The following is an 18,720-nucleotide window of genomic DNA, read 5'->3' on the forward strand; positions in this document are numbered from 1 at the left end:
CCGTGACGGCAGGCCATTAGGGTGACGAGTATGTCCGCCACGCGATACACGTATCTCGGTCCCGAAGGCACCTTCACCGAGGCCGCCCTGCGCACGCTGCCGGAGGCGGCGACCCGTGAGCTGGTGCCGATGGTGTCGGTGCCCGCCGCGCTCGACGCGGTACGCAACGGGGAGGCCGCGGCCGCGCTCGTGCCCATCGAGAACTCGGTGGAGGGCGGGGTCACCGCGACCCTGGACGAGCTGGCCTCCGGCGAGCCGCTGATGATCTACCGCGAGGTGCTGCTGCCGATCGCCTTCGCGCTGCTCGTGCGGCCGGGGACGAAGCTGTCGGACGTCAAGACGGTGACCGGGCACCCGGTGGCCCAGCCGCAGGTGCGCAACTGGCTGCGCACGCATCTGCCCGAGGCGCTGTGGGAGTCGGCCGCGTCCAACGCGGACGGCGCCCGGCTGGTCCAGGAGGGCCGGTTCGACGCGGCGTTCGCGGGCGAGTTCGCGGCGGCGACGTACGGACTCGAGCCGCTGGTCACCGAGATCCACGACGCGGAGAACGCGGAGACGCGGTTCGTGCTGGTGGGCCGCCCGGCCCGGCCGGCCGCGCCGACCGGGGCGGACAAGACGTCCGTGGTGATCTGGCTGGGCGACGACCACCCGGGCGCGCTGCTCGAACTGCTCCAGGAGTTCGCCGTACGCGGGGTCAACCTGATGCTCATCCAGTCCCGGCCGACGGGCGCGGGCATCGGCAACTACTGCTTCGCGGTGGACGCCGAGGGCCACATCTCGGACCGGCGCGTCGGCGAGGCGCTGATGGGGCTGAAGCGGATCTGCCCGAAGGTGCGTTTCCTCGGCTCGTACCCGCGTGCGGGCGTGACGGCCGACGAGGTGCGCACGGCGCGGCCGGGGACCTCGGACGCCGAGTTCGTGGCGGCGGCGGAGTGGCTGGCGCGCAGCCAGGACGGCCGGGCCTGAGCGGGTTTTCCACCGGTCCCCCTCCAGTCCTACCTGCTGATTTTCACTGTCCACAAAGTTATCCACAGGCTGTCTTCTCGACCTGTGGGTAAGTCGACAACGCAACCGGACAGAGTCGACAAATACCTCTAGTGACGACTCATCCGTCCACAGAAGATCAGTAAGGGCGATGTCACCCCAATTCCCTCGATGAACTCTTTAGAGCGAGCAATTCCCACCCGAATGAGTGTGTGGCGCAGGCTCGAACTGGGAATCCTTGGCCCCGCACCGCACCACGGAAGGGATCTTGCGGGCAGTCCACAAGAACTCCCCACACCCTGTGGATAACTTTCCCGGCCTGTGCGCTTCTGTGGACAAGTCCCTTGGGATGCAAGGGAGTCCGGTCAACCGAAGTCCGGAAAGCACCCCTTTTCAGGGAAAAGGACGGGCTTTATTGACGCCCGTCCCGGAATTTCTCCACCAGATTTCTCAATACGGTCAATTCGGGCAAACCGACACGCGGAACGGGCGTGGCGGGGATATCCGGTGGGGTGCCAGGGATCCGCACCGGTAGCCTGGAGGGGTGATTGACCTTCGCCTGCTCCGTGAGGACCCCGACCGTGTTCGCGCCTCCCAGCGCGCCCGTGGAGAGGACGTCGCGCTCGTCGACGCCCTGCTCTCAGCCGACGAGCGGCGCAGGTCGTCCGGCGTCCGCTTCGACGAGCTGCGCTCCGAGCAGAAGGCGCTCGGCAAGCTCATCCCCAGGGCCACGCCCGAGGAGCGCGCCGAGCTCCTGCAGAAGGCCGAGCAGCTCAAGACCGACGTCAAGAGCGCCGAGGCCGAGCAGAACGAGGCGGACGAGGCGGCCAAGCACCTCCTGCTCCAGCTCGGCAACATCGTCCACGAGGACGTGCCGGTCGGCGGCGAGGAGGACTTCGTCGTCCTGGAGACGCACGGCACCATCCGCGACTTCGGGGCCGAGGGCTTCGAGCCCAAGGACCACCTGGAGCTCGGCGAGGCGCTGGGCGCCATCGACGTCGAGCGCGGCGCCAAGGTCTCCGGCTCGCGCTTCTACTACCTGACGGGCGTCGGCGCGCTCCTGGAGCTCGCGCTCGTCAACGCGGCGATCGCGCAGGCCACCGAGGCCGGCTTCATCCCGATGCTCACCCCGGCGCTGGTCCGCCCGCGCGCCATGGAGGGCACCGGCTTCCTCGGCCAGGCCGCGGAGAACGTGTACCACCTGGAGAAGGACGACTACTACCTGGTCGGCACCTCCGAGGTCCCGCTCGCCGCGTACCACATGGACGAGATCATCGACGCGGAGAAGCTGCCGCTGCGCTACGCGGGCTTCTCGCCGTGCTTCCGCCGCGAGGCGGGTACGTACGGCAAGGACACCCGGGGCATCTTCCGGGTCCACCAGTTCGACAAGGTCGAGATGTTCTCGTACGTCCACCCGGACGACGCCGAGAACGAGCACAAGCGGCTCCTGGACTGGGAGAAGCAGTGGCTGACCGGCCTCGAACTGCCCTTCCAGGTGATCGACGTGGCCACCGGCGACCTGGGCGCCTCGGCCTCGCGCAAGTACGACTGCGAGGCGTGGATCCCGACGCAGGGCAAGTACCGCGAGCTGACCTCGGCCTCCAACTGCGACAGCTTCCAGGCGCGCCGGCTGTCCGTGCGGATGCGCGACAACGCCGACGGCAAGAGCAAGGTCCAGCCGCTGGCGACGCTGAACGGCACGCTGTGCGCGGTGCCGCGCACCATCGTGGCGATCCTGGAGAACCACCAGCAGGCCGACGGCTCGGTGCGCGTCCCGGCCGTGCTCCGCCCGTACCTGGGCGGCCGCGAGGTGCTGGAGCCCATCGCCAAGTGAGCACCGCCCCGGGGAAGCCGTTCCCGTACAAGCTGATCGCGACCGATCTGGACGGGACGCTGCTGCGCTCCGACGAGACCGTCTCGGAGCGCACCCGTGAAGCGCTCGCCGCGGCCACCGCGGCGGGCGCGGCCCACATCGTGGTGACCGGCCGCGCGGTGCCCTGGACCCGGCACATCCTGGACGACCTGGGGTACCAGGGCCTCGCGGTGTGCGGCCAGGGCGCGCAGGTCTACCACGCGGGCGAGCACCGGCTGCTGACGTCGGTAACGCTGGACCGCCAGCTGGCGGGGCTCGCGCTGTCGAAGATAGAGGCCGAGGTCGGCCCGCTGGCGCTGGCCGCGAGCCGGGACGGGCTCGACGGCGAGGTGCTGGTCGGCCCCGGCTACCGGGTCCAGGAGGGCTCGCTGCCGGTCGTCGCCTTCGACCAGGTCGCCGAGTTGTGGGCGGCGCCGCTGAACAAGGTCTACATACAGCACCCGGAGCTCGGTGACGACGAGCTGGCGCGGATCGCGCGCCAGCTCGTCGGCAGCCTGGTCGACGTGGTGATGGCGGGCGAGGGCGTGGTGGAGCTGCTTCCGCTGGGCCTGAGCAAGGCGACGGGCCTGTCGCTGGCCGCGCGCCGGCTGGGCTGCCGGTCGACGGACACGATCGCGTTCGGCGACATGCCCAACGACATCCCGATGTTCGGCTGGGCCGAGCACGGCGTGGCCATGGCCAACGCCCACGACGAACTGAAGGCCGTCGCCCACGAGATCACGGCGTCCAACGAGGACGACGGGATCGCGGTGGTGCTGGAGCAGTTGCTGGGCGCGTGAGCGGGTCCGCGCGGGCTGTGAGCGGTTAGCGGTGACTGTCAGCCGTTAGCTGTTATGTAAGGGGCGTCCACCGTGGGTGGACGCCCCTTACCGATCCCGTCCCCGGGGTGACCCGCGCCTGTGGCGCGCTCGAAGCGGTCTGCCCTGGGGCCCTCAACCACTGTGCACCGAACGCCCGTTCGGAGCTACTGATTTACCCCTGGTCAGCGGCCAGCAGGCCAGCCCGATGGCCAGCGCGACTCCGTGCCCGATGTCCGTGAAGGTGCCCCCCGTCAGCAGCGGTATCCCGAAGAACGCGACCACGCACGCGAGGTAGAGCCACCGCCACGGCCGCGGCAGCCGGTACACGAGCAGCCCCGCCGAAGCGGCGAGACCGTAACTGACCCCGATGTCCACGACGTGCGCCATCCGCTTGGGCACCTCGTGGTTCTTGATGCTCCACAGCACCACTTCCTGGCTGACCAGGGTGGCCGCGACATGGGCGGCGGCGACCGCGATCAGCCACCGCAGGGTGCCGATCCAGCGTTCCACGGGCGCGTGGACGAGCTCGAAGAGCACCAGGTAGAGCAGGAACGAGGACGGGTTCTCGATCCAGAAGGCGCTGGTGAACAGCGACTGGGCGGGGTGCTTCGTGAGCTCGTGGATGTTGCTGCTGTTGCGGTGCAGCAGATAGTGCTCAAGGCCCTGGCTGGACAGTTCGATGACGATGCTGGTGATCGCGATGACCAGCAGCCAGATGTGCGTCCCCGGCGAGGAACACACCCAGGCCCGCACCGGCCGGGCCGGCTCGGGGGTCCGGCGCGTGCCCGGACCGTGAAGCGTCGTCATCCCTCGATGATGACCCGGGCGGGGCCCGAGGGCCGCCGCCCGGGTATCGGGAGGGTGACGCCCGCCCCTGGCGTCACTCCTCCCCGGCCAGCTTCAGCGTCCGCAGCTTCTGGCCCGCGTACCAGGTCGCCAGGACCGTGACCGCCGTCAGCAGGACGACCGCGGCCGGCAGGCCGACGTCCGAGGTGATGAAGCCGTTCGTGCCGATCCGCTCGGCGAGGGCGAGCGACCACTGCTGGACGCTCAGCGTGCGCGCGCCCGGGACCAGGTTGCCGAACAGGCTCTCCCAGACCAGTGCGTAGACCAGGCCGAAGACCACCGCGTGCCGGGTGACCGTGCCCAGGAGCAGGAAGACCGCCGCGTACGCGATCGAGGCGACCAGGGCCGTGACCGTGTAGGCGATCGCGATCTGCTGGCCGTTGCCGTTGAGGATCATTCCGGCGATGAAGGTGGGGACGGCCGAGAAGGCCATGGTCACCGCGATCGCCACGATCAGCTTGGTGAAGATGATCGTCGGGCGTTTCACCGGCTTGGCCAGCAGATAGACGATCGAGCCGTCGTCGATCTCGGGCCCGATGGCTCCGGTGCCCGCGATGACACCGATCAGCGGGACCATCGTGGCGAGCGCGAACCCGCCGAGCAGATTGGCCGCGACCTGGTCGTCGGCGCCGCTGAAGGACCGGACCGCCGCCGCGATGACGATCAGCAGCACCGGCAGCACGCAGAGGATGGCGGCCCGGCGGCGGCCGAGCAGGGCCCGGTAGGTGAGCCGGGCGACTGTGGGGTTGTACATGACGCTCACAGCTCCTTTCAGGCCGCTACGAGGTAGGAGAAGACGGATTCGAGCGACTCGTCGGACGGCGAGACGGTCAGCAGACGGATCCCGTGCGCCTTCGCGACCTGCGGGAGCAGCGTCGTGAACCGCCCGAAGTCGACCGCCTGGATGCGCAGCGCGCCTTCCTTGAGGTCGACCTCGATCCCGGCCGTCGAGGGGTCGGCGATCAGCGCGGCGGCGAGCGCGCGGTCGTCGCTGGAGCGGATCAGATAGCGGTGCGGGCGGTCGGTCATCAGCCGGCGGATCTTGCGGAAGTCACCGCTCGCCGCGTGCCGGCCGGCCACGATCACCTCGATGTGCGCGGCGAGCTGCTCGACCTCTTCGAGGATGTGCGAGGAGAACAGGACGGTGCGGCCCTCGGCGCCCATCCGCCGCAGCAGGTCCATCAGCTGCATGCGCTGGCGCGGGTCCATGCCGTTGAAGGGCTCGTCGAGCAGCAGCACCGAAGGGTCGTGGACCAGCGCGGACGCCATCTTCACGCGCTGGCGCATGCCCTTGCTGTACGTCTGGATCTTGCGGTCCTGCGCGTACTCCATCTCGACCGTGGCGAGCGCCCGCTGGGCCTCCTTGGCGCCGAGTCCGTGCAGCTCGGCGTTGGCGACGACGAACTCGCGGCCGGTCAGGAAGTCGTACATCGCCTCCCGCTCGGGGACGATACCGATCTGCCGGTAGACGTCCTCGTTGCGCCAGATGGGGCGGCCGTCGAGCGTCACGCTTCCCGTCGAGGGGGCGAGGAAACCACCCATCATGTTGATGAGCGTGGACTTTCCGGCGCCGTTGGGGCCGAGCAGTCCGGTCACCCCGGGGCCGATCGACATGGTGACGTCGTTGACGGCCACCACGTTGCCGAACCAGCGCGAGGTGTGGTCGATGTCGATGGTGGTCACAGCCCGACCTTCCGGTAGCGGCGCATCAGGACGGCGTACGAGCCGGCGATCAGCGCGAGGACGACGAGCAGATACACCGTGCCGGCCCCGGCGCCCGGCCCCTCGCGGCCCGGGAAGGCCGACGTCGCGCCGAGGAAGGCGGTCTGCACCCCGTCGATGAGCGTGATGGGGGAGAAGAGCCCGAACCACTGGATGGACCCGGTGGACTGCTGGTCGAAGGCGACGCCCTGGACCGCGGAGACCGCCCCGTAGGAGATGGTCAGGACCGCGATGACGGCCGCGACGCCGAAGCCGCGGCGCGGGGTGAGCGCCGAGACCACCAGGCCGATGCCGGCGAACAGGAGCGAGAGCAGTGCCACCGAGACCAGTCCCTGTGCGAACCCCTTGGTCTGGTCCGCGAAGTCGAGTTTGGCGAGCAGCGCGCCCACGTAGAGCACGACGAGCGGCGCCGCCGTGAGGATGAAGAGCGCCGAGGCCATCGCCGCGAACTTGGCAAGCACGTAGTCCACGCGCTCGATGGGCCGCGAGAAGTACAGCGGCACGGTGCGGAAGCGCAGGTCGCGCGAGACGGTCTGGGGGGCCTGCGCGGCGATGAAGAGGCCGATGACGGCCTGCATCAGGATCGCGTTGCGCGTGTAGTCCACCGGCAGGTCGTTGGCCTTGGTGGCGACGGCGACCGCGACCATGATGGCTGCGGGCAGGCACATCACCGCGAACAGCAGCATCGGCAGCACCTTGGACTTGGCGCTGCGGCCCAGTCCGTACGCCCCGCGCAGCGACTGCGAGAAGAGCGAGCGCCGTGCGTACGCCCGGCCCAGGCGCGGGCCGTCGTAGGTGCGGTAGCCGATGTTGTGGATCTGGGTCTGGGCGATCTGGTTCTGCGTCATCCGCGTCCCTGCGGCCTCAGCTGCCATGGCTGCCGCCTCCGTTCTGCTGTGCGGCGGCGGTCGCCGCCCAGGCGGCGGCGCGCTCGGAGACCGGCTCCGGGGCCTGCGCCGGGGTCTTGAAGACCTCCGCGATGTGGTGGCGGCGCTGCTCCATCCGTACGAGCCCGAGGCCGAGCCCGGCGACGGTGTCGCGCACCACGTCGTACGTCCGCTCGCCCGCGGCCTCCACGAGCAGGATGTGCCCGGCGCCCGGCAGGCCTTCCTCCACGCCCGCGTGGAGCGTGATGCCGGCCGCGAGCAGCGCGCCGCGCACGGCCTCGGTGCCGTCCGGGTGCGCGTCGGAGTCGGTGACCTCGACCGCGAGTGTGGTGGTGGTCTGGGTGAAGTCGCTGGTGGAGCTGGACCGCAGCAGCTTGCCGCCGTCGATGACCACTACGTGGTCACAGGTGCGCTCCAGCTCTCCCAGGAGGTGCGAGGTGACCAGGACGGAGATGCCGAAGTCGGTGTGGATGCGGCGGATCAGACCGAGCATCTCGTCGCGGCCGACCGGGTCGAGCCCGTTGGTCGGCTCGTCGAGCAGGACCAGCTGGGGGTCGTGGACGAGCGCCTGGGCGAGCTTGACGCGCTGCTTCATGCCGGTCGAGTAGCCGCCGATCGGGCGGTACCGCTCCTCGTAGAGGCCGACGTGGCGCAGGGTGTCGGCGGTGCGCTCGCGGGCGGCGGTCACCGGGAGCCCCGACATGCGCGCCATGTGCACGACGAACTCGGTGGCCGAGACGTCGGGCGGCAGGCAGTCGTGCTCCGGCATGTAGCCGACGCGCTCGCGGATCGCGCCGCCGCTGGTGGCGACGTCGAGGCCGAGCACCGCGGCGGTGCCCTCCGTGGCCGGGGAGAGGCCGAGGAGGATCTTGATCAACGTCGACTTGCCGGCTCCGTTGGCACCCACCAGGCCGGTCACACCGGGCCCGATGTCCAAGGAGAGCCGGTCAAGCGCGGTCACCCGGGGGAACCGCTTGCTCAGGCTTTCGGTCGCGATCACATCCACACTTCGAAGGTAGTGGCGCAGGCCACACCAATCGTCAGACCAGGCGGCTGGATCCGTGTCCGACTCCAGAGGTACGGCCCCCTAGGTGGCCCCTACGGAAGAGGTACGGGCCCCTGAGAAACGCCCACCCGAGGGGGAACGGGTTTTCCACAACGCCCTCGTCGTCCACAGGTCGCCCCGGAACCCTTGACGTAGCCGCCGGGCATTGTCACATTCATCAGTGTCAAGTTACGCACGCGTACGGCGACAGGGGTGTGGGCGCGATGCCAACGGCGGTCAGGACGGAATCCGACGCGCGGCTCAGCGGGTTCAGGGAAGTGCAGCGGCTCGCCTATGAGTGCGCGGAGGCCGTCGCGGCCCAGCTCAAGCCGGGCGTGACGGAGCGCGAGACGGCCCGGATGCAGCGGGAGTGGCTGCGCGAGCGCGGTGTGCGGGACTGGTTCCACCTGCCGTTCGCCTGGTTCGGGGACCGGACGGCGTTCGTGAACTTCCGCATCCCGCTCCAGTTCTTCCCCACCAACCGGAGGCTGGAGGCGGGGATGCCGTTCATCCTCGACATGGCGCCGGTCTACAAGGGCTTCACGGCCGACATCGGCTACTCGGGCTGTCTGGGCCTCAACCCCGTGCACGACCGGCTCCTCGCCGATCTGGAGGCGCACCGCGAGCTGATCCTGCGCGAGGTCCGCGAGCGGCGGCCGCTGCGCGAGATCTACGAGGACGTGGACCGCCTCATGGTCCGCCAGGGCTACGCCAACCGGCACCGCGCGTATCCCTTCGGCGTGATCGCCCACAAGGTCGACCAGGTCAAGGAGCGCCGCTGGTCGCCGAACGTGTTCGGGTTCGGCACCCAGTCCCTCAAGGGCCTGGCGAGCGACGCGCTGCACGGCCACCGCGACGGCTGGTCGCCGCTGTGGAGCCCCTACAAGTTCTCCGACCACCCGCCCCGGCCGGGACTGTGGGCGGTCGAGCCGCACCTCGGGTTCCGGGGTACGGGCGCGAAGTTCGAGGAGATCCTGGTCGTCACCGACTCCAAGGACCCCGAGCAGAGCGCGTTCTGGCTGGACGACGATCTGCCGCATGTGCGGCGCTGGGCCGAGGAGAAGGCGGCGTGAGCGTGGGAGAGCCGACGGGCAACGGTATGGCGGGCGCGCGCGAGCGCTGGGTGCGCACGGGAGGGATCGAGCTGTGCGTCGCCGAACTCGGCGACGTGGAGCAGCCCACCGTGGTGCTCGTGCACGGCTATCCGGACAGCAAGGAGGTCTGGTCGGAGGTCGCCGTCCGGCTGGCCGAGCGCTTCCACGTCGTGCTGTACGACGTACGGGGCCACGGCCGCTCGACCGCTCCGGCCCCGCTGCGCGGCGGCTTCACCCTGGAGAAGCTGACCGACGACTTCCTGGCAGTCGTCGACGCGGTGAGCCCGGACAGGCCGGTGCACCTGGTCGGCCACGACTGGGGTTCCGTACAGGCCTGGGAGTTCGCCACCGTCAAGCGCACCGAGGGCAAGATCGCCTCCTTCACCTCGATGTCCGGCCCGTCCCTCGACCACTTCGGGCACTGGATCAAGACCCGGATGACCCGCCCGACCCCCCGCCGGGTGGGCCAGTTGCTCGGCCAGGGCGCCAAGTCCTGGTACGTGTACATGCTGCATACCCCGGTCCTCCCCGAGCTCGCCTGGCGCGGCCCGCTCGGCAAGCGGTGGCCGAAGATCCTCGAACGCGTGGAGAAGGTCCCCTCCGGCGACTACCCGACCTCGTCCCTGCCCCAGGACGCGGCGCACGGCGCCTGGCTCTACCGGGACAACGTCCGGGCCCGGCTGCGCCGCCCGCGCGCCGACGCGTACGCGCACGTGCCGGTGCAGCTGATCACGCCGACCGGCGACGCTTTCCTCTCCGAGCGGCTCTACGACGAACTGGAGCTCTGGGCACCCCAGTTGGTCCGCCACACCCTGCCCGCCAAGCACTGGGTGCCGCGCACCCGGCCCGACCGCCTGGCCGCCTGGATCACCGAGTTCATCACCGCCAACGAGGACGGCGTCGCGGCCCAGGACGCCGTGGCCACCGGCCCGTACGCGGACCGCTTCGGCGGCCAGCTGGTCCTGGTCACCGGCGCGGCCAGCGGCATCGGCCGGGCCACCGCCTTCGCGTTCGCGGAGGCCGGGGCGCGGATCGTCGCCGTGGACCGGGACGCGGAGGGGGCGGCCCGGACCGCCGACATGTCCCGGCTCATCGGCGCCCCCCAGGCCTGGGCCGAGACGGTCGACGTCAGCGACGAGCAGGCCATGGAGAAGCTCGCCGAGAAGGTCGCCGCCGAGTACGGCATCGTGGACGTCCTGGTGAACAACGCCGGGATCGGCCTCTCCGGCTCGTTCTTCGACACCACCTCCGAGGACTGGAAGAAGGTCCTCGACGTCAATCTGTGGGGCGTCATCCACGGCTGCCGGATCTTCGGCAAGCAGATGGCCGACCGCGGCCAGGGCGGCCACATCGTCAACACCGCCTCGGCCGCCGCCTACCAGCCCTCCAAGGCGCTGCCCGCCTACTCCACCACCAAGGCGGCGGTGCTGATGCTCAGCGAGTGCCTGCGCGCCGAACTGGCCGGGCAGGGCATCGGCGTCAGCGCCATCTGCCCCGGCTTCGTCAACACCAACATCACCTCCACCGCCCGCTTCGCCGGGGTCGACGAGACCGAGGAGAAGCGCCGTCAGAAGAAGTCCGCCCGGCTCTACGGCCTGCGCAACTACCCGCCGGAGAAGGTCGCCACGGCGATCCTGCGCGCGGTCGTGAAGAACCAGGCCGTGGTGCCCGTGACGCCCGAGGCCCGCGGCGCCCACCTCATGTCCCGCTTCACACCCCGCACCCTGCGCGCGATCGCCCGATTGGAGCCACCGCTGTGAGCACGGAGCGCCGGGAGGGCGCGACCCCCGAGCACTACCGGATCACCCCGCGGCGGGTCTCGTTCGACTGGCACGAGACCCCGCTGCACTGGATACCGGACGAGCCCACCGCCACCCATGTCATCAACGTCCTGCATCTGCTCCTTCCGGCGGGCGAGCGGTGGTTCGTGAAGGTCTTCAAGGAAGCCCTTCCGCTGGTCACGGACCCGGTGCTGCTCAAGGACGTCAAGGGCTTCATGGGCCAGGAGGCCACCCACAGCGTCCAGCACGCCTATGTCCTCGACCACCTCGCCGAGCAGCGCCTCGACACCGCCGCCTACACCCGCCACGTCGACTTCCTCTTCGACAAACTCCTCGGTGAGCGGCCCCCGTTCGGCGCGCCGATACCGACCCAGGAGTGGCTGCGCTTCCGGCTCTCGCTGATCGCCGCGATCGAGCAGTTCACCGCGGTGCTGGGGGACTGGGTGCTGCACGCCGAGGCCCTCGACCGGGCCGGCTCGGACCCGATCATGCTCGACCTGCTGCGCTGGCACGGCGCCGAGGAGGTCGAGCACCGCGCCGTCGCCTTCGACATGTACCAGCACTGCGGCGGCGAGGGCCTGCCCCGCTACGCCCGCCGGGTGGAGGGCATGGTCGTGGTCGCCCCGGTGCTGCTCTGGCTGTGGGGTTGGGGTGCCTCCTATCTGATCCGCCACGACCCCCAGCTCGCCGGCCGGCTGCGCTATTCGCTGCGCGAGCACAACCGGGCGGTACGGCAGGAACTGCTGCCCAGCTGGAAGGAGCTCGGCGCGGCCATACCCCGCTACTTCCGGCGGTCGTACCATCCCTCGCAGGAGGGCTCCCTGCGCAAGGCCGTCGAATATCTCGCGACCTCGCCGGCGGCCCGTGCGGCAGCGGGTGCGGTCGGCCGCGCCGCCCTGGGGTAGAGGGAGAAGGTTTGTCCGGGCAGCCAGCAACACAGCCATCGGCGGCGCCGGTCCAGTCACCGGCTCAGCAGGCGGTCCAGCCTGCGCCGCAGCAAGCGGTGCCACACTCCCTCCCCTCCTGCGAGTACCGCATCGAGGACCTGGCGCACGCGAGCGGCGCCACGGTCCGCACGATCCGCGCCTACCAGGACCGGGGCCTGCTGCCCAGGCCCGAGCGGCGCGGCCGGTCCAATGTCTACGGCGAGACCCATCTGGCCCGGCTGCGCCAGATCGCCGATCTGCTCGACCGCGGTTACACCCTGGCCTCCATCAAGGAGCTCCTGGAGGCCTGGGACGCGGGCCGCGGCCTGGGTGGCGTCCTAGGCCTGGTCGCCGAGGTCAACGGGCCGTGGACCGACGAGGAGGCCGCCCGGATCTCCCGGGACGATCTCGACGCCACCTTCGGCGGCGAGCCCGACGACGAGGCCGTCGCCGAAGCGGTCGAACTGGGCATCCTGGAGCGCATCCCCGGCAACGACCGCGAGTTCCTGGTCCCCAGCCCGCAGGAGCTGGCGGTCGCCGCCGAGCTGCACGCGGCCGGGGTCCCCCTGGACGCCATCTCCGGGCATCTGCGCGAGCTGCGCGGCCAGGTGGAGCACATCGCCGCCCGCTTCCTCGACTTCACCACCGAGCACGTCTTCGCCCGCTATCTGGGCCACCGTCCGCCCACCGACGCGGAGGCCGCCGAGGCCGCCGGTCTTGTACGCCGGCTGCGGCCGCTCGCCCAGCAGACCGTCGACGCCGAACTGGCCCGGGCCATGCGCCTGTTCGCCACCCGGCACCTCCAGCAGCATCTCGGCGCCACGGCACCGGCCGTCCCGGCCGCTCCCGATCCGAGGCCGGTCCCCCTGCCCGCGCACACGCTCCGGGCCGTACAGGATCTGGTCGGCCCGGAGAACGTCGCCGCGTTCATCTCCGCCGCGGCCGAACGGGAGGTCCAGTCGCGTACGTTGGACGCTCTCTCGGCCCGCCCGTTGTCCACAGAATAGCCACAAGCCCTGTGGATAACCGCACTTGTCTGTGGATCAAACCTAACTGACCGTCATCACCGCGTGATTGCGGTCACTTTGGCGGCCTGGGCGGCACGCTGAGCGCGCTCGGGGTACTTGGCGGTGAAGAGCGCGGGCGCGGCGAACCCGGCGACCTGCATGGCTATCGCGGCGGTGCTGCCCAGCGACTCGGCATGGACGACGGCGAGCCCGACGGCGGTGACGGTGAAGGCGGCGGCCCAGGCGGCGGTCAGCACCACGTTGATGCGGAGGAACACCGGGTTGCCCCACACCTCGCGCGGCGCCTGCCGCTTGGCTATCCCGGTGGTGAAGGGCCGCCGGACGGCCAGCGTCGCCCAGGCCGTGAGGGCCAGCCACCCGGTGGCCAGCGCCCCGCCGCACTCCCGCAGCCCGCTGTCCGGCGCCGCGAAGGCCACCACGCTCAGCACCGCGAAGAAGGCGAGGGTGGACTGCTCCAGGATCAGCGAGTCGCCCGCCGCGCCGCGCTTGCGGTCGATGGAGAACAACCAGGCTCCCGCGGCGAGCGCGGCGACCGCGCCCCACTCCCAGTGCTCGCTGCCGACGGCGGCGAAGACGATCCACGGGATGAAACCGCGCAGGTAGTTCATGGGAGTCCCCCTTCATCGGGCTCTCGCCCGCTCCACATTCCAACTTCGACATGTCAAAAGTAGAGGTTCCTGCATTGACGTGTCAAGAGTGGAATGTAAAGTGAGGGTCATGAGCCTTCGTCACGCGGTCCTGGGGCTGCTGGCCGAACGTCCGGCCAGCGGCTACGACCTGATGAAACTGTTCGAGACCTCGCTCTCCCACGTCTGGTCGGCGACCCAGAGCCAGGTCTACGGCGAGCTGGGCAAGCTCGCCGACTCGGGCCTGGTCGAGGTGGCGGCCGAGGGCCCCCGGGGCCGCAAGGAGTACGCCATCACCGACCCGGGCCGGGCCGAGCTGCGCCACTGGCTCGTCGAGACCGAGCCCTCCCGCACCCGCCGCAGCGACTCGCTGCTGCGCGTCTTCTTCCTCGGCCTGCTCACCCCGCTGGAGGCGCAGACGTACCTCCTGACCGAGGCCGAGCGCTCCGCCCGCCAGCTCGCCGGCCTCAAGGAGGCGGAGGCCGCGATCGAGTGGGACGACGACCCGCTCTCCCTCCACGGCCGCCTGGCCCTGGAGTACGGCAAGCGGCTCAGCGCGATGCACGAGGAGTGGGCACGCTGGGCGGCCGAGCAGCTCAAGGCGGGACGGTAGCGGTCGAGGCGAGCCAGGTGACGGTCAAGGCCGGACCGTAGCAGCCAAGACGAGCCGGCTGACGGTCAAGGCGCGACGCCGACGGGAAAATTGGGGTGTCGGGACAGTCCCTGCCCGGCACCCTGGCGGCATGGCCGAAACACCGGACGACCGACGCACCGTGAAGGTGTCCAAGTACCTGTCGAAACACCTGCGCCACCAGCCCGAACGCATCGGGCTGACCCTCGACCCGCACGGCTGGGTCGAGATCGCCACCCTGCTGCGGGCGGCGGCCGCGCACCACTTCCCCATCACCCGCGCCGAGCTCGACCACGTCGTCGCCGTCAACGACAAGCGCCGGTTCGCGGTCGAGGGCGACCGGATCCGGGCCAGTCAGGGCCACACCGTCGCCGTCGACCTGGGCCTCCCGGCCGCCGCGCCGCCCGCGTACCTCTACCACGGCACCGTGGCCCGCAGCCTGGACGCGATCCGGGCCGAGGGGCTGCGGCCGATGGCCCGCCACCATGTGCACCTCTCCGCCGACCGCGAGACGGCGACCCGGGTCGGCGCCCGGCGCGGCCGCCCGGTCGTCCTGAGCGTGGACGCCGCGGCGATGCGGCGGGACGGCCATGTCTTCCACATCAGCGCGAACGGGGTGTGGCTCACCGACTCCGTACCGCCGCAGTACCTACGCCTTCCGGAGTGAGACCCGCCGCCGTTGTCAGGCAAGCGGGTCGGGGCATGCCGGTCAGGTCAGGGCATGCCAGTCAGGCCCTGGGCCTCGCCTGAGATGATCGACGGCATGGCACATCCGCGTCTGCCCAGCACCGAGAGCGCCGTCGCCGCGATCCGCGAGGTCGCCCGCGCGCACCACCTCGCCGTCGAGGTCACCCACGACATCGGCGCCGACCGCTCCTCGCGCCGCGGCTCGGCCGGGGCGTTCACCGTCCTGGACCCGGACGGCTCGCTTCCGCACGAGGCGTTCGTCGAGCTCGGCGGCTCTCCCGCTGTCACCGTGCAGCTCTTCACGGAGGACGACGCGAAGATCACCGTCGACGGTGTGGAGTTCCACGACGTGCCGCGCGACGCGGTTCCCGCGTTCCTCCGCTCGGTCCACGGCGACCTGGCGTACGTCAAGGGCCGCTTCTTCCCGCCGGGGTGGTGGCTGGTGGTGCCGCTGCCCGGCGACGAGACGTACAAGGAACTCGTCCTCGGCACGCTCACGCCCTGGCTGAGCGGACGCGTACGCGCCAAGAGCTGAGCGCGCAGGCCGTACGGACCGAGGGAAGGCGAACGGGGGCGGCTTCAGCGCCCCCGCCCGCGTCAGCGCAGCTGCGCCAGCCCCTCCGTGGCGATCTGCTCGAACACCTTCCGGTCGGCGGCGAAGGACGAGTCCGGGATCGGCGCGTGCAGAACGATCTCCGTCACGCCGAGCTCGAAGTGCCTGCCCGCGAAGTCCACGAAGGAGTCGAGCGACTCCAGCACCCGCCCGGGCTCCGGCGTGAAGCCGGTGAGCAGGATCTTGTCCAGCTCGTCGACATCACGGCCGATGTCGTCACAGGCCTCGCCGAGCTTCTTGATCTGTCCGCGGATCGCCTCGACCGACTGGTCGGGCGTGCCCGTCTCGAAGAGCTTCGGGTCGCCCGTGGTCACCCACGCCTGCCCGTGCCGCGCCGCCAGCTTCAGACCGCGCGGACCGGTCGCCGCCACCGCGAACGGCAGTCGCGGCCGCTGCACGCAGCCGGGGATGTTGCGCGCCTCGACGGCCGAGTAGAAGGTGCCCTCGAACGTCACCGCCTCCTCGGTCAGCAGGCGGTCGAGCAGCGGCACGAACTCGGCGAAGCGGTCGGCCCGCTCGCGCGGCGTCCACGCCTGCTGACCCAGGGCGGTGGCGTCGAAGCCGTTGCCACCGGCCCCGATCCCGAGCGTGATCCGGCCGTTCGAGACGTCGTCGAGCGTTATCAGGTCCTTGGCGAGGGTCACCGGGTGCCTGAAGTTCGGCGAGGTGACCAGCGTGCCGAGCCGCATCCGCGAGGTGGCGGCGGCAGCGGCGGTCAGCGTCGGCACCGCACCGAACCACGGGCCGTCGCGGAACGTCCGCCAGGACAGGTGGTCGTAGGTGTACGCGGTGTGGAAGCCCAGCTCCTCGGCTCGCAGCCACTCGTCGCGACCGCCGTCGTGCCAGCGGCGTACCGGAAGAATCACAGTGCTCAGACGCATACCTACGACACTAACGGCTCCCTCTGACACTCCCGGCGCCCCGCCATGGCTCCTGGGGCGCTCCAGCCCCCGCCGTGGGCCGTCAGGAACCTCATGCGCCCCCTGCGCCCCGCACGCACCGGCGTGCGTACTCACATGTGCGCTCCCCCGCACGCCCGTGCGCCTGTGTGCGGGAGAATGGGGTCTGTGACCTCAGCTATCGAGCCCCTCCCCGCCGAGCAGCCCGCCCCCGTCGTCCCCCGGCTCATCGCGACCGATCTGGACGGCACGCTGCTGCGCGACGACAAGTCCGTCTCGGAGCGTACGGTCGCGGCGCTCGCGGCCGCCGAGGAGGCGGGCATCGAGGTCTTCTTCGTCACCGGCCGCCCCGCCCGCTGGATGGACGTCGTCAGCGAGCACGTCCACGGCCACGGCCTGGCCATCTGCGGCAACGGCGCGGCCGTCGTCGATCTGCACGACGGCGCCGACGAGCACCGGTTCGTCAAGGTCCGCCCGCTGGACCGGGCAGCCGCCCTGGACGTCGTGGAGATCCTGCGCGCGGCCGCCCCGGGCACGTCCTTCGCCGTCGAGCAGACCGGCGGGCTCCACCACGAACTGGCGTATCCGCCGATGCTGATGGACGCCGCCAGCAGCATCGCGCCCGCCGAGAAGCTGCTGGCCGAGGACGCCGACACGGTCGGTGAGCCCATCCTCAAGGTGCTCGCCCACCACCCCGAGCTGGCGCCCGACGACTTCCTCGCGCTGGCCCGCAAGGCCGTGGGGGCGCGCGCCGAGATCACCCGGTCCAGCCCGACCGCCCTCCTGGAGATCAGCGGACCCGGCGTCTCCAAGGCCTCCACCCTCGAACTGTGCTGTGCCGAGCGCGGCATCACCCCGGCCGAGGTCGTCGCCTTCGGCGACATGCCCAACGACGTGGAGATGCTCACCTGGGCGGGCACCTCGTACGCCATGGGCAACGCCCACCCGGATGTCGTGGCCGCCGCCTCGGGTCACACGGTCGCCAACAACGACGACGGCGTGGCGGTCGTCATCGAGCGGATCCTCGCCTCCCTCTGAGCCGCACTCCCGCCCACCCCGCAGCTACGCGCGCGTGGGCGGCACACCGGCGTCACGACCCGTCCGGTTCCGGCTCGGCGGCGTTGCTGCGCAGCGTCACCCCGCGCTCGCCCAGCCACCGCACCGGATCGACCGCCGAGCCCATCTCGGGAGTGAGCCGGATCTCGAAGTGGAGGTGCGGGCCGGTCGAGTTGCCGGTGGTGCCCGCCTGGCCGATCCACTGGCCGGTGCCCACCCGGTCGCCCTGGTCCACGGTGACCGCCGCCAGATGCGCGTACTGCGAGTAGTAGCCGCCGGGATGCCCGACGACGACCTCGATCCCGAAGCCGCCGCCGCACGAGACGGAGACGACCCGGCCCGCCCCGACCGCCCGTACCGGCGTACCGATGTCCACGGCGAAGTCCTGGCCGGTGTGGCGCTGGGCCCAGCGCTCGCCCGCGCTCTCGCCCGCGCTGTCGAAGCCCGCCGACAGCCGGTACGTCTCCACGGGCGCCGTCCACGCGCTCGCGGGGCGTGAACCCGGCGGCTCCTCCAGGCGTACGGCACCACGGCACTGGCCGGCCGCCACGCTCCGGTCGGCCTCGCCCTGGAGCTCCCAGCGCGCCTCCTCCAGGCGCGCGGCGATGGACTTCCTGATGCCCTCCAGCTGATCCCTGCGGTCCGCGAGATCGCGCCAGGCGGCCTGGGCCCGCCGCTGGGCCGTCGTGAGCCGCCCTTCCGCGCGGCGTGCCTTTCCGTAGAGCCGGGTCACGGCCATGTCGGCCTGCCAAGCTAGCCGCTGACCGCGCATCAGCTCCTCCGGGTCGTCGGCCAGCAGCAGTTGTGCGGTGTAGGCGATGTTCCCGCCGGTCCGGTACCGCGCGCGGGCCACCCGGCCCATGTCGTCATGGAGCCGTACGAGATCGCGCCGCCGGTCGGCGAGCAGCCGGTCGAGCCACTCCGCCTTCGCCCGCTGGACCTCGGCCGCGCGTCTGCCCTGCTCGTACGCGGTGGTCGCGCGGGCGGCGTCCAGATACAGCCGGGCCACCGCCAGGCTCGTACGGGGCACATCGGGGTCATCGGCGGCCGTGGCGACCGGGGTGAGCGGCCCGGCGATGACACACAGGACCAGCGCGAGGGCCCTGCACAGGTGTCCGAGACGCATGCCCGGATCGTCGCGCGGCCGGAGCACGTTTCACGTGAAACACACCTCTCGCCGGGGGGGGCCGCTCCCCCCAAGTGGCGTACGAATACGGGAGAG

General features: G+C 71.0%; 19 protein-coding genes. 11 read left to right on the forward strand and 8 right to left on the reverse strand.

The genetic code is table 11. The features are described 5' to 3' along the window. The first annotated feature begins 30 nt into the window (after positions 1–30). From pheA to IE252_RS26620, 3 genes are all read left to right on the forward strand, one after another. Positions 31–966, forward strand: coding sequence for a prephenate dehydratase (pheA, locus tag IE252_RS26610; RefSeq protein WP_101389213.1), 936 nt, complete (start codon positions 31–33; stop codon positions 964–966). A 562-nt stretch (positions 967–1,528) separates the two neighbouring features. Continuing rightward, positions 1,529–2,818 carry a serine--tRNA ligase gene (gene serS / locus IE252_RS26615; RefSeq protein ID WP_190091992.1) on the forward strand — a complete coding sequence of 430 codons (1,290 nt, stop codon included), beginning with the start codon at positions 1,529–1,531 and terminating at the stop codon, positions 2,816–2,818. Beyond that, positions 2,815–3,636 carry an HAD family hydrolase gene (locus IE252_RS26620; protein WP_190091993.1) on the forward strand — a complete coding sequence of 274 codons (822 nt, stop codon included), beginning with the start codon at positions 2,815–2,817 and terminating at the stop codon, positions 3,634–3,636. Before serS ends, IE252_RS26620 begins: the two co-directional genes overlap by 4 nt. A gap of 153 nt (positions 3,637–3,789) precedes the next feature. Here IE252_RS26620 and IE252_RS26625 read toward each other — a convergent pair whose 3' ends face one another. The 5 genes from IE252_RS26625 to IE252_RS26645 all read right to left on the reverse strand — a co-directional run bounded on the left by IE252_RS26625 (position 3,790) and on the right by IE252_RS26645 (position 8,112). Then, positions 3,790–4,464 carry a rhomboid-like protein gene (locus IE252_RS26625; RefSeq protein WP_190091994.1) on the reverse strand — a complete coding sequence of 225 codons (675 nt, stop codon included), beginning with the start codon at positions 4,462–4,464 and terminating at the stop codon, positions 3,790–3,792. Between the two features lie 73 nt (positions 4,465–4,537). Next, positions 4,538–5,257 (reverse strand): ABC transporter permease, encoded by a 720-nt coding sequence (locus IE252_RS26630; RefSeq protein ID WP_190091995.1) that lies wholly within the window; start codon positions 5,255–5,257, stop codon positions 4,538–4,540. A 17-nt stretch (positions 5,258–5,274) separates the two neighbouring features. Beyond that, positions 5,275–6,186: an ABC transporter ATP-binding protein gene (locus IE252_RS26635; RefSeq protein WP_101389208.1), complete on the reverse strand. Its 912-nt coding sequence runs from the start codon at positions 6,184–6,186 to the stop codon at positions 5,275–5,277. Beyond that, the gene (locus tag IE252_RS26640) at positions 6,183–7,100 is read right to left on the reverse strand and encodes an ABC transporter permease (protein ID WP_229848804.1); all 918 of its coding nucleotides are present in this window, start codon (positions 7,098–7,100) and stop codon (positions 6,183–6,185) included. The genes IE252_RS26635 and IE252_RS26640 overlap by 4 nt, the downstream gene beginning before the upstream one ends. After that, complete coding sequence (locus tag IE252_RS26645; RefSeq protein ID WP_190092153.1) at positions 7,090–8,112, reverse strand: ABC transporter ATP-binding protein; 1,023 nt, start codon at positions 8,110–8,112, stop codon at positions 7,090–7,092. The genes IE252_RS26640 and IE252_RS26645 overlap by 11 nt, the downstream gene beginning before the upstream one ends. A 269-nt stretch (positions 8,113–8,381) precedes the next feature. Between IE252_RS26645 and IE252_RS26650 the strand changes: the two genes are divergently transcribed. From IE252_RS26650 to IE252_RS26665, 4 genes are all read left to right on the forward strand, one after another. Then, positions 8,382–9,230: a M24 family metallopeptidase gene (locus tag IE252_RS26650; protein WP_190091996.1), complete on the forward strand. Its 849-nt coding sequence runs from the start codon at positions 8,382–8,384 to the stop codon at positions 9,228–9,230. 26 nt (positions 9,231–9,256) lie between these two features. Then, positions 9,257–11,011 carry an SDR family oxidoreductase gene (locus IE252_RS26655; protein WP_190092154.1) on the forward strand — a complete coding sequence of 585 codons (1,755 nt, stop codon included), beginning with the start codon at positions 9,257–9,259 and terminating at the stop codon, positions 11,009–11,011. Further along, complete coding sequence (locus IE252_RS26660) at positions 11,008–11,937, forward strand: metal-dependent hydrolase (RefSeq protein ID WP_190091997.1); 930 nt, start codon at positions 11,008–11,010, stop codon at positions 11,935–11,937. Before IE252_RS26655 ends, IE252_RS26660 begins: the two co-directional genes overlap by 4 nt. 98 nt (positions 11,938–12,035) lie before the next feature. Beyond that, complete coding sequence (locus IE252_RS26665) at positions 12,036–12,965, forward strand: MerR family transcriptional regulator (protein ID WP_190091998.1); 930 nt, start codon at positions 12,036–12,038, stop codon at positions 12,963–12,965. Between the two features lie 56 nt (positions 12,966–13,021). On the opposite strand, the gene IE252_RS26670 is transcribed toward IE252_RS26665, so the two are convergent. Continuing rightward, complete coding sequence (locus IE252_RS26670; RefSeq protein ID WP_190091999.1) at positions 13,022–13,594, reverse strand: hypothetical protein; 573 nt, start codon at positions 13,592–13,594, stop codon at positions 13,022–13,024. Positions 13,595–13,703: 109 nt separating this feature from the next. Between IE252_RS26670 and IE252_RS26675 the strand changes: the two genes are divergently transcribed. The 3 genes from IE252_RS26675 to IE252_RS26685 all read left to right on the forward strand — a co-directional run bounded on the left by IE252_RS26675 (position 13,704) and on the right by IE252_RS26685 (position 15,465). Continuing rightward, positions 13,704–14,225 (forward strand): PadR family transcriptional regulator, encoded by a 522-nt coding sequence (locus IE252_RS26675; RefSeq protein WP_190092000.1) that lies wholly within the window; start codon positions 13,704–13,706, stop codon positions 14,223–14,225. A gap of 130 nt (positions 14,226–14,355) precedes the next feature. After that, positions 14,356–14,910, forward strand: a complete 555-nt coding sequence (locus tag IE252_RS26680; RefSeq protein ID WP_190092001.1) for an RNA 2'-phosphotransferase — start codon at positions 14,356–14,358, stop codon at positions 14,908–14,910. Positions 14,911–15,006: 96 nt separating this feature from the next. Beyond that, on the forward strand, positions 15,007–15,465 hold the full coding sequence (locus IE252_RS26685) for a hypothetical protein (protein ID WP_190092002.1): 459 nt from the start codon (positions 15,007–15,009) through the stop codon (positions 15,463–15,465). A 62-nt stretch (positions 15,466–15,527) separates the two neighbouring features. Here the strand turns inward: IE252_RS26685 and IE252_RS26690 are convergent, their stop codons facing one another. After that, positions 15,528–16,424 (reverse strand): LLM class flavin-dependent oxidoreductase, encoded by an 897-nt coding sequence (locus IE252_RS26690; RefSeq protein WP_190092003.1) that lies wholly within the window; start codon positions 16,422–16,424, stop codon positions 15,528–15,530. A gap of 177 nt (positions 16,425–16,601) precedes the next feature. On the opposite strand from IE252_RS26690, the gene IE252_RS26695 reads away from it, so the two are divergent. Continuing rightward, a complete protein-coding gene (locus IE252_RS26695) occupies positions 16,602–17,480 on the forward strand; it encodes a Cof-type HAD-IIB family hydrolase (RefSeq protein WP_229848805.1) in 879 nt (292 codons plus the stop codon). Between the two features lie 52 nt (positions 17,481–17,532). On the opposite strand, the gene IE252_RS26700 is transcribed toward IE252_RS26695, so the two are convergent. Then, complete coding sequence (locus IE252_RS26700) at positions 17,533–18,624, reverse strand: M23 family metallopeptidase (RefSeq protein ID WP_190092005.1); 1,092 nt, start codon at positions 18,622–18,624, stop codon at positions 17,533–17,535. Positions 18,625–18,720 lie beyond the last annotated feature (96 nt).

Source organism: Streptomyces melanogenes, assembly GCF_014649795.1.
Taxonomy (GTDB): Bacteria; Actinomycetota; Actinomycetes; order Streptomycetales; family Streptomycetaceae; genus Streptomyces; species Streptomyces noboritoensis.